The organism is Ohtaekwangia koreensis (assembly GCF_900167975.1).
GTDB lineage: Bacteria > Bacteroidota > Bacteroidia > Cytophagales > Cyclobacteriaceae > Ohtaekwangia > Ohtaekwangia koreensis.
Map to the genome: position 1 here is coordinate 482,146 of NZ_FUZU01000004.1, position 15,492 is coordinate 497,637.

Consider the following 15,492-nt stretch of genomic DNA (forward strand, 5'->3'; position numbering starts at 1 on the left):
CAAAAACAAAACCCCTTGGATTATTCGATCCAAGGGGCTTTTATTCAACCGATACCGGTTACTATATATACAGTATATTTTTAGAATCTTGCGGCCATTAATAACTCTATATTTTTATACTTCAATCCGAACTTACGCGCTACATGCTCGTTTGTAAGTCCGCCTTTATAGGTATATACGCCTTTCATAAACCATTTATGCGAGAAGATCATGGCCTCCACGCCACCTTCTTCAGCGGCGCGTAAAATGGTTGGGGTAAATATATTGCTGAGTGCATTGGTGGCAGTATGTGCTACACGTGATGCTACATTCGGCACACAGTAATGAATAACATCATGCTTGCGGAAAACAGGTCTACCCAAATCCGTAATCTCCGATGTCTCCACGCAACCTCCCTGGTCAATACTCAGGTCTATGATCAACGAGTCAGGCTTCATCTGGCTCACCATTTCCTCCGTGATAACATGGCGGGCTTTTCCTTTCTCTGCGCGTAAGGCACCGATTACTACATCTGCAGTTTTTAGTGTATCGCTCAACGTAATGGTATCAATTGTGGAAGTATATATCTGCATTCCCAGCAGGTGTTTGATCCTGCGAAGTTTATAGATATGGTTATCAAAGATCTGAACATCAGCACCAAGCCCGAGGGCAGCACGCGCGCCATACTCAGCCACTGTACCCGCTCCTATAATAACAACTTTTGTGGGTGGCACACCGGTTATACCTCCGAGTATAATTCCTTTGCCGTTATTTCCTGTGCTCAGGTATTCGGAAGCAATTAACATTACGGTACTGCCTGCGATCTCACTCATCGCCCGAATGATCGGCATACCGCCTACTTTATCTTCGATGAATTCGTAAGCCAGTGCTGTTACTTTTCTTTTCAGTAACGCCTGCAGGCATTCAACTTTCAGATGTCCTAACTGCAATGCTGAGATCAACGTCTGGCCGGAATGCATTAGTTCGATCTCCTCCATCGTGGGAGGCTCGATCTTTAATATGACATCGGCTTGATATACCTCTTGAGGACTATATACTATTTTAGCTCCGGCTTCGCTATAATCTTTGTCTGTAAACTTGGATCCCAGACCTGCTTTCGTTTCAACCCAAACATCATGGCCGTTGTTTACCAACAGCGCTACTGCATCGGGTGTTAAGCTGATCCGGTTTTCTTGTAGCGACACTTCCCGAGGTAATCCGAGAAAGAATGTGTGTCTGCGTTTTCGTACTTCGAGCATTTGCTCTTGTGGCACCAGACTGCTTTTGGCCAACGCCTCAAATCCGGTTTTCTTCTTTTCCGTCATGAACAGAAATGGCTATAGTTCTTTGTGTATTATTCTCAATCGCTATACTAACAGCAGCATACGCTGCCGGAATGAGAGAAGGTATCTTTTCCGGCCACTCCACCAGGCAACGATTTCCTGAATAAAAGTATTCTTCCGTTCCAATATCCCAAGCTTCCGCCTCATTTTTTATCCTATAAAAATCAAAGTGATAAATTTTCTCTCCTCCTTCGGTTTCGTATTCATTGACGATCGAAAAAGTAGGACTGCTCATCACATCGGTCACCTTCCATGATCTGCATATAGCTTTGATCAAGGTTGTTTTCCCTGCTCCCATTTCGCCATGAAAAAGCCAAACGGGAGGTCCGGACCATGTTTTCACGATCTCCTGCGCGATAGTATCCAACGTTTCAAGGCTTACCCCCTGGTAAACCATCCCCTCTTTGATCATGACACATTTTTCGAAGTTAAGAAAATTATAGGAATGATCATCTCTTCCAGACTTATACCTCCGTGCTGAAAGGTGTCGTTATAGAAATTAACGTAGTAGTTAAAGTTGTTCGGATACGCAAAAAACTGATCTTCCGTAGCGAATACATACGAAGTGGAAACATTGGGCTTCGGCAAAAATAATTTTTCGGGCCGGGTAACATGCATTACTTTATCGCCATCAAATCCCAGGTTCTTGCCTTGCTTGTAGCGCAGGTTGGTATTGACACTCCGATCTCCAATAATTTTAAAAGCGCGCTTCACGCGGATGGTTCCGTGATCGGTTGTAATCACAACTTTCACATCTTTCTCAGATATCTTTTTGAGTATATCAAACAACGGAGAATGTAAAAACCATGAACGTGTAATAGAGCGGTACGCAGACTCATCTGGTGCAAGTTCGCGGATCATTGCCATGTCCGTACGGGCATGCGAAAGCATGTCAACAAAGTTATATACTATAACATTCAGATCATTCTTAAAGAGGTTGTTCACCGTGTCGGCAAGACTTCTTCCCTCCTCCATATTCTTGATCTTGTGATACGACATTTTCACATTGAGATTATTACGTCTCAATTGCTTGGCCAGAAATTCATCTTCAAAGTTATTCTTGCCTTCTTCTTCATCTTCACCAACCCACAGATCAGGGTGAGTCTTCGCCATCTCCGAAGGAAGCTGTCCTGAAAATATAGCATTACGCGCATAGGCGGTAGTAGTCGGAAGAATTGAATAGTAATTCTCTTCCTTTTCGATATTAAAATATTCCGAGATGATCGGCTCTATCACTTTCCACTGATCAATCCGCAGGTTATCGATCAACACAAAAAATAATGGTTTCCCTCCGAGCTCCGGGAAGACTTTCTTCTTCATCAACTGATGCGACAATAAAGGTTTATCAGCACTCGGATTGTTCAACCACGATTCATAGTTACGCGTAATGAACCTGGAGAAATTTGCATTTGCTTCCGTCTTCTGCATATCCAGTACATCACCCATCTCCTGGTTATCAGGTTGATCCATCTGAAGTTCCCAATGGATAAGCTTCTTATAGATATCAGCCCACTGCTCATGGTTCATGTCATCCATAAAGGCCATGCTGATCTTCCGAAACTCCTGCTGATAGTTCAGATTTGTTTTCTCAATGACGAGACGTTTATTATCAAGTATCTTTTTTACAGAGAGTAAAATCTGGCTGGGGTTAAGAGGCTTGATAAGGTAATCGGCAATCTTGGAACCGATGGCCTCTTCCATAATATGCTCCTCCTCGTTCTTGGTGATCATCACCACCGGAAGGTTCGGCTTGTTCGTCTTTATTATACTCAGTGCTTCGAGGCCAGACATGCCGGGCATGTGCTCGTCCAGGAATACTACATCAAAATGTTTTTCATCGCTTAACTCGACTGCATCCGAGGCGTTATTCACCGGAGTTATATCGTATCCGCGTTGCTCCAGGAAAAGGATGTGTGGTTTCAACAAATCAATCTCATCGTCCGCCCACAAAATGCTATATCTTTGCATGATTTGAATTTTTTCGGAAGTTACGGATTATACTGTTACAGGTTATCCGTTAATCGTTATTCGTTGAATGTTTTTTATGAACTACCGGATAACAGGTATTTTTTTCGATTAACGATAATGAATAACGTACAACGCCATTCATGAATAAAAAGAAGATTATAAACGACCCGGTATACGGGTTTATTACAATTCCGAGTGAACTTGTTTTCGATATCATCTCTCATCCATACTTTCAACGGTTGCGCCATATCAAACAACTTGGATTAACCGAGTTCGTTTACCCGGCAGCACATCACTCCCGCTTTCAACATGCGCTCGGTGCCATGCACTTGATGGGTAAAGTATTGGACACGTTGCGTTCGAAAGGCGCTGAGATTTCTGCTCAGGAATATGAAGCTGCACAGCTCGCCGTACTACTTCATGATATAGGGCACGGGCCTTTCTCCCACGCATTGGAGTATGATTTACTTCGTGGTGTTAAACATGAAAGCTTGTCGTATTTATTCATGGAAAGTTTGAACGAGACTTTCAACGGAGCGCTTGATCTTACGCTGAAGATTTTCAGAAATAGTTACGAGCGAAAATTCTTTCATCAGCTTGTTTCCAGTCAACTGGATATAGATCGATTGGATTACCTGAAGCGTGATTGTTTTTTCACAGGCGTACACGAAGGTAACATTGGTGTAGAACGTATCACCGCGATGCTTCATGTACACCATGATACACTGGTGGTAGAAGAGAAAGGTATTCTGAACATCGAGAATTTTTTGAACGCCAGAAGATTTATGTACTGGCAGGTATATCTGCATAAAGTCTCTGTGAGCGCTGAACGCATGTTGGTAAATACAATCCGAAGAGCACAGACGTTGATGCACGCAGGAGAAACGCTGCACGCCAGTGAAGCACTGACTAAATTTTTAAAACGTGATTTCTCGTTGTCTGATTTCCAGGAGGATGTTACTTTACTTCGCTCCTTCGGACAGTTGGATGACAATGATATATGGGGGGCGATGAAGTGCTGGAGAAATCATCCGGATGAAATTCTTTCCATGCTTTCTGAAATGTTACTGACGAGAAATTTATTTCAGATCCGGTTGAGCCAGGAACCCATTGGGAAAAGTACCATTGAAAAAATTCGTGAAGCAATTGCCAAAGAGTATAAAACGCTTCGCGCAGAAACTTCCTATCTATACTCCTACGGAACCGTAACAAACGAAGCGTATACCGAAGGCCAACAGATCAGTATACTTATGAAGAGTGGTGAGCTTTTGGATATTGCGCATGCTTCTGATCTTCCAAATATTAAAGCCATCAGTAAAATCGTAAAAAAAAACTATCTCTGCTGGCCTAAAAATGTATCTTTGTAAGATTCGTTATCCGTTATCTGTAACCGTTAATTGTTTGTGCAAGTGACCATTCAATTCTACGAAAACAGAACCTGCTGATAAAGGATAACTCTAACAACGAAAACGGAACATGGAATTTACCATTAATCAAATAGCAGCCATGCTAGGTGGCGAAGTGCAGGGAGATGGCAACGCGAAAATAAACATGCTCGCGAAAATACAGGATGCAAAAAAAGGGCAACTAGCATTTCTTTCCAATCCCAAGTACGAGCAGTATATCTATACTACACAAGCTACCGTTGTTATCGTTAAAAAAGATTTTGTTCCTCGTAAAGAAATAAGCACGAATCTTCTTTTAGTAGACGATCCATATAGCAGCTTCACCGCGTTGCTTGAAGAGTATCATAAAATGATCAGCTTTCAAAAAACTGGTATCGAGCAGCCAAGCTATATCGGAGAGAATGCAGTGGTAGGTAAAAATATATACCGCGGAGCTTTCTCCTATATCGGTAACAACGCAAAGATCGGCGACAACGTAAAGATATATCCGCACGCTTTCATTGGCGATGATGTTGTAATCGGCGACAACTCTATTCTTCACTCTGGAGTAAAGATATATGCGGGTGCACGTATTGGTAACAATTGTGTTATTCATTCCGGAACTGTGATTGGAAGCGATGGTTTTGGTTTTGCACCACAGGGAGACGGCACGTACAAGACTATACCTCAACTCGGCAATGTAATTCTGGAAGATAACGTAACCATCGGTGGCAACACAGTTATAGATTGTGCTACATTATTTGGTGACTCAACCATTATTCGCAAGGGCGTTAAGCTTGATAACTTAATTCAGATCGCACATAACGTTGAGATTGGCAAGAACACGGTGATCGCAGCTCAAACCGGTGTATCAGGATCAACCAAAATCGGGGAGAATTGTGTATTGGCCGGACAAGTAGGTATCGCAGGCCATCTTATCATAGCAAACAACACAAGCTTTGGAGCAAAATCCGGCACTGCTAAATCTACGCAAGAGGAAGGATTGAAACTGATGGGCTCTCCTGCCTTTGATGTTAAGGATTATTACAAATCATACGCTGTATTTAAAAATTTACCAGACCTCAACGAACGACTTCGTGAGCTTGAGAAAAAAGTAATGGCACGAGTAAAGCAGCACTAGCCAAAGAGCATTCATAATTTTTTCTGAACGTGTGAAGTATATTTCCTGCTTATTTTAGCAGGAAACGGCTAAACCCTGTCCAAAATTGGAATATCTGGAGAATGGAATTAACTTTGCCCACTTTTCCAGACCATGCTTAATATAAAACAGCAAACAATTCAGAAGTCCGTGACCCTCTCCGGGGTTGGTTTACATACAGGTGTTCAAACGAACATGACCTTCTTGCCAGCCAAGCCTAATCACGGTGTAAAATTTCAACGCATTGATCTTCCGGGCTCTCCCATCATTGATGCTGACTGCGATAACGTTACAGATGTTTCGCGTGGTACAACGATCGAACAGAGCGGTGCCAAGGTGAGTACAATAGAACATACATTGGCTGCCCTCACGGGACTTGAAATAGATAATGTGCTAATCCAACTTGATGGTCCTGAGTGTCCGATCATGGATGGAAGCTCTATCGAGTTTGTTGAAGTATTAAAAGGTGCCGGTGCTGAAGAACAAAATGCACTGCGTGATTTCTTCGAAGTACAGGAACCACTTTTCTATCGTGAGACTGCACGCAATGTAGAGATTGCTGCGCTTCCTTTAGATGATTATCGTGTTACGGTAATGATCGACTATAATTCACCGGTGTTGGGAAGTCAACATGCTTCAATCACCGACATCCGCCAGTTCGAAAAAGAAATTGCGTCATGCAGAACATTCTGCTTCCTGCATGAACTGGAAATGCTATATAAGAACAACCTGATCCGCGGTGGTGATCTGAACAATGCGATTGTAATTGTAGACCGTGTTGTTCAGGATGATGAACTTGATAACATCGCGAAAATGCTTGGCAAACCAAAAGTTGCCGTAAAGCAGGAAGGTATTCTGAATAATATCGAACTCCGTTATAAAAATGAACCAGCCCGTCACAAGCTGCTGGATATAGTAGGTGATCTGACATTAGCAGGTCGTCCGTTGAAAGCACAGATACTCGCAGCTCGTCCCGGACACGCAGCCAATGTTGCTTTCGCGAAGAAGTTGAAGAAAGCCATGCAGGATGCTGACAAGAAAGGAAGACCAAAGTATAATCCGAGCTTGCCGCCTGTTATGGATATCAATAAGATATCAACGATATTAAAACACCGTTATCCATTCCTGCTGATCGATAAAATTATATACCTGGACAACGAAAGTGTTGCCGGTGTAAAGAACGTTACGATAAACGAACCATTCTTCCAAGGTCACTTCCCTGGCAATCCGGTACTTCCAGGTGTACTGCAAATTGAAGCAATGGCTCAGATCGGAGGTATACTTGTTCTGAACACTGTACCCGATCCGGAAAATTATTGGACTTATTTCTTAGGTATAGAGAATTTCAGATTCAGGAAAATGGTACTTCCTGGTGATACCATTGTTATTCAATGTGATTTATTAGCACCCATCAAGCGAGGTATAGCTAAAATGAGTGGCCGTGGATATGTGGGGAACACGCTTGTATGTGAAGGAACAATGACCGCCAGTATAGTCCGCAAAGATTCATGAGCCGATATCCATTAGCAAACGTACACCCCGAAGCAAAAATTGGTAACAACGTTATCATTGAGCCCTTCGCTACCGTTCAAAACGATGTTGAGATCGGTGACGGATCCTGGATTGGTCCTAACGCTGTGATCATGGAAGGTGCACGCATCGGAAAAGATTGCAAGATCTTTCCGGGTGCTGTAATTTCCGGTATACCACAGGACTTAAAATTCAAAGGTGAAAAAACAACTACTGAGATCGGAGATCGTTCTACCATCCGCGAATGCGTAACGATCAACCGCGGAACAGTAGATAAGTATAAAACCGTTGTTGGTACTGATTGCCTGATCATGGCGTATGCTCACTTAGGGCATGATTGCCTGGTGGGTAATCATTGTATTCTTGGTAATACAGTACAGCTTGCCGGCCATGTGATCATTGACGACTTCGCTATATTTGGTGGAGCTTGTGCCGTGCAGCAGTTTTCTAAAATCGGAGCGCATGCATACATCGGTGGTGGTTCTCTCGTGCGTAAAGATGTTCCTCCGTTTACAAAGGCAGCACGCGAGCCTCTCTCCTATGCGGGTATCAATACCGTTGGTTTACGCAGACGAGGATATACTTCTGAAAAGATTAATGAGATTCAGGAAATATATCGTTTCATCTTTTTGAAGGGGCTGAATAACTCGAAAGCCATTGACTTGGTAGAAAAGGAAATCGGTGCGAGTACAGAACGTGACTATATCCTTGATTTCGTTCGTAATTCCGAACGTGGCATCATGAAGGGCTACGGAGGTAACGATTAAAACGCTGCAGGCTCATCTATAGCTTGCAGCCTCAGTATAAAAGCAGACCGCGATGACCCAGCAGCCGATAGCCAACAGTCAACAGTTCATTGCTAAAGGTCAATCACTCACAATTCAAATTGAAGATTTAGGAAAACGATTCAACCGCGAATGGATCTTCCGTGGGTTGAGTTATTCTTTCAGCGCAGGCAATACGTATGCTATCACTGGCGCGAATGGTTCTGGGAAATCAACGTTGCTCCAGGTTCTCTGGGGACAAATGCCACCCAGCAAAGGTACAATCCGGTATATATCCGGAGACGTTGAGATCGCTCCTGAAAATATATTCAGCCGGATTGCCATCGCCACTCCCTATATGGATCTGATCGATGAATTTACATTGGAGGAGCAACTTCAATTTCATTTTAAAATGAAACGAAGTCGTAACAACATGACGATTCCGGAAATGATCGATCGCATGTACCTCACTCCTGCGCGGCATAAGTATATATCTAACTTTTCGTCTGGTATGCGGCAACGTGTAAAACTGGCTTTGGCATTTTTCACAGAGGCTGATATCATTTTCTTCGATGAACCCGGTACAAATCTCGACCACCAGGCTTTCGATTGGTACTTGCAAAACCTGCATTCAATACCGCCACAATGCGCGCTCTTTATAGCTAGCAATCAACCTTCAGAATATCCTGCGCATGCTCACAAATTGGATATAATGGGGTATAAATAAGTGGTTACAAGCAGTTGCTCAACCTTATTAAAGAAGTATCCTGAAAAGGACAGCCAACGACTCCGATTTTTTTGATTTTAAGAATTTTACGCTCATATTCGTAACTATAATAATTTTAAGCATGAAACATTTAACTAGACTTCTATCCCTCCTTATCCTCGTTAGTGCGGCTGTATTTTTTGCCAGTTGTGGAGGCGATGATGGTGACGATAAAACACCAGAAGAAACTCAACTTGATAAATTAAAAGGTACCTGGACGCTTACAGAATCTTCTGTTCAGTTTGATGGTGCAGGCGATGACCGGTTTGATGGTTCAGCTTTGAAACTTACATTTTCAGGTAACTATAGCGCAGGTGGAAAGTATAGCTATGCTGTTACTTCAAGCAGCCAGGTAAATGCCAGCCCATGGCCTTCAGGCGGAAGCTGGAAGTTTGGTTCTCCTGTTACCAGCAGTATTGTCCGTTTGGATAGTGAACTCGATGGATCAGCAGATGTAACAGTAGCGTATACATTGTCAGCAGATTCGAAAACACTTACGGTTCAATTTACATATGCCGGCTCAGGATACGTAGTTGGCAGAACTGAATCTGTAGGAGGTCCCTGGGAGTTTGTATTTACAAAGTAGACTTACCCGTATCTAAAATAACAAAAGGCTTTCTCAGATGAGAAAGCCTTTCTTTTTTATATCAATTCATCTATACCTGTAATCTATAGTATAGATCTACTTATTTGAGTACAATCACTGTAATACCGTCCCCTCCACGCTCGATGTGTTCGTCTTTCATTGAAGCAACCTCTTTGTACCGCTTCAAATGATCGCGTACTACTTTACGCAGAACGCCTTCACCTTTACCGTGCAGCACTTTCAACTCTCCTTGTCCTAATAATATAGCGGTGTCCATGAATTGATCCAGCAACGAAAATAGTTCATCAACACGTTTGCCGCGCACGTCAAGTGTATCACTAAAATTTGTACGCTTCTCATGAACATTTATACCGGACGTACGCAGTTTGGTCGCGATTTCTCTTTCAACAGTGCCTGTGATTTTCTCAAGCTTATCGAGCTTAGCTACAGATTTCAGTTCTCCGAATTGCACTGTAGCATTCTTACCCTGAATGCTTAGAATTACACCACTGCTATCCTGCCCTATAATTCGTACACGGTCGCCGTCCTTTAAGTCACCTTCTGTTCGCTTCTCAACCTTTACAGGTAATGGCTCTACACGCTGCGTGAGACTCTGCAGATTTCTACGAACCTTTTGAGTCTCCTGCTTATGCGCCTGGTTCGCACGAATGTGACGAATTGTTTTTTCTATTTCGCGATTGGTATCTTTCAACAAATTCGAAGCTTCTTCCTTTGCTTTGTTAATAATCTCCTTCTTGCGCGTTTCAAGTTCGGTGGAAAGTGTCTGGTATTTCGTAAGCGACTGTTTCAATTCGCTTTCATGACGCTCGAGCTTTTTTGTTTTCTCCGTCAACAGCTGCTTCTCTTTTTCGAGAGAACGCACGAGTTTTTCAAAGCCTGCGAGATCTTTACCGACAAGCTTTTCAGCTTCTTGCAACGTATTTTGCGGAAGGCCAATCTTGCGCGCAATCTCCAGAGCGAAAGAACTTCCAGGCTTTCCTATATCCAATACATATAGCGGTTCAAGGTTCATATCATCAAAACGCATGGCTGCATTGCGTATACCCTGCCGTTGGCCTGCGAATAATTTTAAGTTATAGTAGTGCGTTGTAGCAACGCCCCATACTCTTTTCCGAAGCAATTCTTCCAGTATAGCCTGCGCTATAGCGCCTCCAAAATTCGGATCCGTTCCGGAGCCAAGTTCATCCATCAGCACCAACGATTTGCTATTGGCAGATTGAATGAAGGTCTTCATATTTCGAAGGTGACTGCTATAGGTACTCAGATCGTTCTCGATCGACTGCTGATCACCTATATCCAATAGTATATCCTGAAATATACCAACGCGCGATCGCTCCGATACAGGAATCAACAAACCGCACTGCACCATGTATTGAAGTAACCCTACAGTCTTTAAACAAACCGATTTACCACCGGCATTAGGTCCGGACACGAGCAGTAACCGGTCTTGCTGGTCAAGCTCTATATTTAGCGGAACAATCTCGCGTTTGCCCTTCAAGCTCAGGTATAGCAACGGATGTTTCGCAGTATACCAGACGAGTTCAGGTTGCTTTTCAATGATGGGATGCTCCGCATGAATTTCCTGGGAGAACTTCGCCTTGGCGCGTATAAAATCGATCTGCGCCAGAAATTGAAATGCAGTTTTCAAAACCGGAAGCTGTAAACGGAATTCATCTGTAAGCTCTTTGAGAATCCGAATCACTTCCCGCTTCTCTGCATGCTCCAGATCGCGGATCTCGTTATTGGCGTCCAGCATCTCCGTTGGCTCCATGAAAACCGTCTGGCCGGTAGCAGACTCATCGAGTATAAATCCCTTCAGCTTGCGCTTATGTTCTGCCTGAAGCGGAATCACCACGCGCCCTTCACGAATCGTAGGCAGTGCACCTTCCGGAACCCACTTCTCCTCTACGGCCGTTCTAAAAATCTGGTCAGCCAACTTCCGTAAACGCGCCTGTTCATCGCGAAGTTTTTTTCGTAAGCGCCCAAGGTCCGGGCTGGCGGAATCACGAACCTGCGCTTTATCATCAATCTTTATAAAAACAGATTGCGCCAATGAAGCCGTTACGGCAACCGGTTCAACCAGCTTATATAGTTCAGGGTATATCTCTTTCGATTTATTCAGAAAGGCCTTGCATGCAATAATTGTTTCCAGGGAATATGCGAGGTTCAAAAATTCGTCAGCCTCGAGCCAATTTCCTTCGAGTGTAATCTTCTGTATCCATTCGGTGGGGTCGAAAAAATAACGTGAAGGAAAAGGTTCGCCCTTCTCCAGTATCTGTAAAAACTCAAGGTTCTGCTTTAATAAAATGCGGATGAAGTCAACCTCTGTGCTAAAGCGCATTCGGTCAACCCATGTAGCTCCGGAATCTGAAAGGCAATATGCTTTCAGCTTCTGTCGTATTTGTACGAAGCCTAATTTATCTTCAAACTCGTTCGGGTAAATCATTGTGTTGTCGGACGGACGGATGCTTTTTGCTCTTTGAGATTCAAAGAGTCAACAAGCGCTGTATATATTTGTTCCAATTCTTTGGGATGATCCATGTAATAGTTCATGGAATTTGCAAAAACAGAATCCGGTATACCTGTCTTTTTAAAAACCTTGCCCCGCAGGACATCAAAAACCTTTTTACCGGAGTCCGTTGAAAGATGAAGCCTGTTCACTTTCTCTTCCGTGAGCAATATCTCTTCAATGGTTTTCACCATCACTTCTTTCTCCAGGATTTCTTTTGGCGCTTTCTCTTTGGTTGAGCATGACAAAACAACCGTCATGAACAGTGTCACAACGGAAGCAGTCGTATAATATTTAAAACCTCTTGTCATCTTTTAATAGCCATCCCCTGCTTTAGGTGGGGCAAAATAATCATAATTGTTCTATTTTTGGAGTTAACGGTAATCTGTTGCACCCTAACCACAACCTGGTTGGATGTATAACAATAACTTTGCCATGGTTCTGTTACATTTTATAGAACCACATCACACTCACGCTCACACCTGCAGTTAACGATAACGTTTAACGACTCATGAAGGATTTGCTAAAAAAATTACGGAGGTACGAGATCCAGATACGCAAGGCAATCAACAGCCAGATGCAAGGGGATTTCCATTCCGTTTTTAAAGGCTCAGGTCTTGAGTTTGATGATGTAAGACCATACCAGTATGGCGATGATGTACGTACCATTCACTGGACGGTTTCAGCAAAAGGTCATGGTACATTTGTAAAAACCTATCGGGAAGAAAAAGAGCAAACGGTTTTCTTTATACTGGATGTGAGTGCTTCCGAAGATATAGGGAGTCCGGGAAAAACAAAAGCGGATATAGGCAGAGAGATCTGTGGAGTGTTGACGCTTTCTGCTGTGAAAGAATCCAGTCATGTAGGGTTGATCTGCTTCTCGGATGTAAAGGAAAAATTTCTAAAACCCGTCAAAGGTCATTCACAGGGATACGAGATCATCAGTACGCTGGCGAACTTAAAACCCAAATCACTGAAGACAAACCTTTCGAAAGCTATATCATTTGCCTTGAATGCGATCAGACGCAGAAGCGTTGTTATACTGATCTCTGACTTTATTGATGAAGGGTACTTTGATAACATGCGGGCCCTTGCCAGACGTCACGATCTCGTAGTTATTCATATCAGCGACAAGCGTGAGACTCGCTTACCAAAGCTTGGTATCATTCCGGTGATTGATAAAGAAAGTCAGCGCACGTTGTGGATCAACACATCGTTTGGAGATTTCAGACAAAAGATCAGCAAGCGACACGACCTTCGAAAAGAAGAGTTACAAAAATTCAGCCGCAAGAATGAGATCAATTTTATTTCACTCGATACCGATGAAGACTATGTACCAAAGTTGCTGCGTTTATTTAAAGTTCGGAATAAATCCTTGAAGACAACATGATTGGTAGCCTTGTGAAGACCATCCGGATTTTATTGTTCCCTATATTTCTCTGTATACTATGCTTCCTCTCTGCAGGTTCGGTATATGCACAGGATAAAACAAAATCTGTACGTGTAACCGCTGGCTTCTTTGAAGACAGCCTATATATCGGCAAACCTGTGAGGTTTTATCTTACTGCGCGATATCCTAAAGATCTGAATATTGTATTTCCGGATTCATCCTATAACTATGCTCCGTTTGAATTCGAGAGTAAAAATTACTCTCCCACCAACACGGAAGGTGGAATCAGTTACGATAGCGTAATCTATAACATCAGTACATTTGAGATCGGACGCCAACAGTATTTCAGTCTGCCTGTATACCAGGTGATCCCTGGCGACAGCATAATTTTTCATTCAAACCAGGATACAATCCTGGTTACCCAACTGGTAGATTTCAGCCTCGATACTATACCGATCAACAAGCTTCCTCTAAGGGCAAGTATAGCGTATCACAATGTTCCCAAGCAGTTCAACTATCCTATATTTATTATTGCTGTCGTGATCATTGTTATCATCGCGGCAGTAGCGTGGTTTGGTTTCGGCAAAAAGATCAGGCGACATTTCCGTATCAAAAGAATGGTGGAGGCTCATCGTAAATTTGTGGAAAGCTATATGCGCGAAGTCGCTGCATTACGCAATACTTTTTCAACGGTAACGACAGAAGCAGCCCTGGCCCATTGGAAACTATATATGGAGCAACTTGAAGCACGCCCCTATACCAAACTCACTACGCGTGAAGCACGAAATTTCTTTAAGGATGAATCGCTCATCAAAAACCTTCAGACCATTGACGGGGCTATTTATGGACATAATGCCAATGTAGTTGAACCGTTAGAAAATCTGAAAGCTGTTGCAGATCAACGCTTCCACTCAAAACTACAGGAGGTAAAAAATGGATAAAGATCTCACTCCATGGTATTCATTCGACTGGTTCACACCTTCAACCTTGCGTTCATTCACATGGGAGAATAAGATTTTTCTATACCTGCTGATTGCTATACCTGTATTATTTATACTCCGTTGGTTGCTGCGAAATAAATTCAATCAGAAATTACCCATCGCGGTAACGCAAAAAGATTTTCATGTTTCGCCTATCAACCTGATTCGCCTTTTGCCGGAGGTTTTATTAATGTTTGTCTTGGCATTTGTACTCATGGGTTTGGCGCGTCCGCAAAAGACAAATGAAAAAGTAGAGCAATGGACAGAAGGTATAGATATCATGATTGCGCTTGATATTTCGCAGTCGATGATGATTGAAGACTTTACTCCCAACCGCCTTGAAGCCGCGAAAGAAGTTGCGCGTAACTTTATAAACGGTCGTGTACAGGATCGAATCGGGTTAGTAGTTTTTGCAGGAGATGCTTTCTCTATGTCGCCTCTTACAACGGACTATGAATTGTTGCGCTCGTACCTAAATGAAATAACATTCGAGTTGATCGAAACAAAAGGTACTGCTATCGGAAGTGCCATGGCGGTTGTTACCAATCGTATGGGCGAATCGGAGACAAAATCAAAAGTATGTATCTTATTGAGTGATGGTGAAAATACATCGGGCAACATCGATCCCATTACGGCAGCAGAACTTGCGAGCGCCTATGGAATCAAGATATATACTATTGTAGTGGGTAAAGAGGGTATGGTACCTTATGGTAAAGATTTCTTTGGTCGCCCGCAGATGATCGAAAACACCATTGATGAAACTACCATGCGCAAAATGGCCGACATCGGTGGTGGACAATTCTTTCGCGCAGCAGATAACAAAGCTCTTGAACAGGTTTTTTCACGTATCGACAAATATGAGAAAGCCGAAATTAAGGAGACGCGCTTTAAGGATACTTCCGATTACTATGTGATATACCTGCATTGGGCCGTTGCTTTCTTCCTGCTGTGGCTGCTGCTGAAGTCTACGTTTATTACCAATGTGTTGCAAGACTAATTTTTTTAAGCTGCAGCTTTAGTTTCCTATTGCCAGAGTTTTAATGCAGGTTGCTCATTCGTGGATATATACTATAATTTGAATAGCCAGTGCATGGCTAAACTTCACTGACCTG

General features: G+C 43.0%; 14 protein-coding genes. 9 read left to right on the top strand and 5 right to left on the bottom strand.

Annotated features, from left to right (window positions below; translation table 11 throughout):
• Positions 1–80 precede the first annotated feature (80 nt).
• The 3 genes from B5Y40_RS25315 to porX are packed head-to-tail and all read right to left on the bottom strand — an operon-like array spanning position 81 to position 3,290.
• On the bottom strand, positions 81–1,304 hold the full coding sequence (locus B5Y40_RS25315) for an alanine dehydrogenase (protein WP_079689654.1): 1,224 nt from the start codon (positions 1,302–1,304) through the stop codon (positions 81–83).
• Positions 1,276–1,734 carry a tRNA (adenosine(37)-N6)-threonylcarbamoyltransferase complex ATPase subunit type 1 TsaE gene (gene tsaE / locus B5Y40_RS25320; RefSeq protein ID WP_245840776.1) on the bottom strand — a complete coding sequence of 153 codons (459 nt, stop codon included), beginning with the start codon at positions 1,732–1,734 and terminating at the stop codon, positions 1,276–1,278. Before tsaE ends, B5Y40_RS25315 begins: the two co-directional genes overlap by 29 nt.
• The gene (gene porX / locus B5Y40_RS25325; RefSeq protein ID WP_079689655.1) at positions 1,731–3,290 is read right to left on the bottom strand and encodes a T9SS response regulator signal transducer PorX; all 1,560 of its coding nucleotides are present in this window, start codon (positions 3,288–3,290) and stop codon (positions 1,731–1,733) included. Before porX ends, tsaE begins: the two co-directional genes overlap by 4 nt.
• 140 nt (positions 3,291–3,430) lie before the next feature.
• Here porX and B5Y40_RS25330 point away from each other — a divergent pair, with 140 nt between their 5' ends.
• From B5Y40_RS25330 to B5Y40_RS25355, 6 genes are all read left to right on the top strand, one after another.
• Positions 3,431–4,657, top strand: coding sequence for an HD domain-containing protein (locus tag B5Y40_RS25330; RefSeq protein WP_079689656.1), 1,227 nt, complete (start codon positions 3,431–3,433; stop codon positions 4,655–4,657).
• A gap of 109 nt (positions 4,658–4,766) precedes the next feature.
• Positions 4,767–5,816 (top strand): UDP-3-O-(3-hydroxymyristoyl)glucosamine N-acyltransferase, encoded by a 1,050-nt coding sequence (gene lpxD, locus B5Y40_RS25335; RefSeq protein ID WP_079689657.1) that lies wholly within the window; start codon positions 4,767–4,769, stop codon positions 5,814–5,816.
• Positions 5,817–5,948: 132 nt separating this feature from the next.
• On the top strand, positions 5,949–7,346 hold the full coding sequence (locus B5Y40_RS25340) for a bifunctional UDP-3-O-[3-hydroxymyristoyl] N-acetylglucosamine deacetylase/3-hydroxyacyl-ACP dehydratase (RefSeq protein WP_079689658.1): 1,398 nt from the start codon (positions 5,949–5,951) through the stop codon (positions 7,344–7,346).
• Complete coding sequence (lpxA, locus tag B5Y40_RS25345) at positions 7,343–8,131, top strand: acyl-ACP--UDP-N-acetylglucosamine O-acyltransferase (RefSeq protein WP_079689659.1); 789 nt, start codon at positions 7,343–7,345, stop codon at positions 8,129–8,131. The genes B5Y40_RS25340 and lpxA overlap by 4 nt, the downstream gene beginning before the upstream one ends.
• A gap of 52 nt (positions 8,132–8,183) precedes the next feature.
• A complete protein-coding gene (locus tag B5Y40_RS25350) occupies positions 8,184–8,855 on the top strand; it encodes an ABC transporter ATP-binding protein (RefSeq protein ID WP_079689660.1) in 672 nt (223 codons plus the stop codon).
• A gap of 121 nt (positions 8,856–8,976) precedes the next feature.
• A complete protein-coding gene (locus tag B5Y40_RS25355; protein ID WP_079689661.1) occupies positions 8,977–9,480 on the top strand; it encodes a hypothetical protein in 504 nt (167 codons plus the stop codon).
• 100 nt (positions 9,481–9,580) lie between these two features.
• On the opposite strand, the gene B5Y40_RS25360 is transcribed toward B5Y40_RS25355, so the two are convergent.
• Positions 9,581–11,947 carry an endonuclease MutS2 gene (locus B5Y40_RS25360; RefSeq protein WP_079689662.1) on the bottom strand — a complete coding sequence of 789 codons (2,367 nt, stop codon included), beginning with the start codon at positions 11,945–11,947 and terminating at the stop codon, positions 9,581–9,583.
• Positions 11,944–12,321 carry a DUF4296 domain-containing protein gene (locus B5Y40_RS25365; protein WP_079689663.1) on the bottom strand — a complete coding sequence of 126 codons (378 nt, stop codon included), beginning with the start codon at positions 12,319–12,321 and terminating at the stop codon, positions 11,944–11,946. Before B5Y40_RS25365 ends, B5Y40_RS25360 begins: the two co-directional genes overlap by 4 nt.
• Positions 12,322–12,521: 200 nt before the next feature.
• Here B5Y40_RS25365 and B5Y40_RS25370 point away from each other — a divergent pair, with 200 nt between their 5' ends.
• The 3 genes from B5Y40_RS25370 to B5Y40_RS25380 are packed head-to-tail and all read left to right on the top strand — an operon-like array spanning position 12,522 to position 15,377.
• Complete coding sequence (locus B5Y40_RS25370; RefSeq protein ID WP_079689664.1) at positions 12,522–13,400, top strand: DUF58 domain-containing protein; 879 nt, start codon at positions 12,522–12,524, stop codon at positions 13,398–13,400.
• Positions 13,397–14,341, top strand: a complete 945-nt coding sequence (locus B5Y40_RS25375) for a hypothetical protein (RefSeq protein ID WP_079689665.1) — start codon at positions 13,397–13,399, stop codon at positions 14,339–14,341. Before B5Y40_RS25370 ends, B5Y40_RS25375 begins: the two co-directional genes overlap by 4 nt.
• Positions 14,334–15,377 carry a vWA domain-containing protein gene (locus tag B5Y40_RS25380; protein ID WP_079689666.1) on the top strand — a complete coding sequence of 348 codons (1,044 nt, stop codon included), beginning with the start codon at positions 14,334–14,336 and terminating at the stop codon, positions 15,375–15,377. Before B5Y40_RS25375 ends, B5Y40_RS25380 begins: the two co-directional genes overlap by 8 nt.
• The last annotated feature ends 115 nt before the right edge of the window (positions 15,378–15,492 follow it).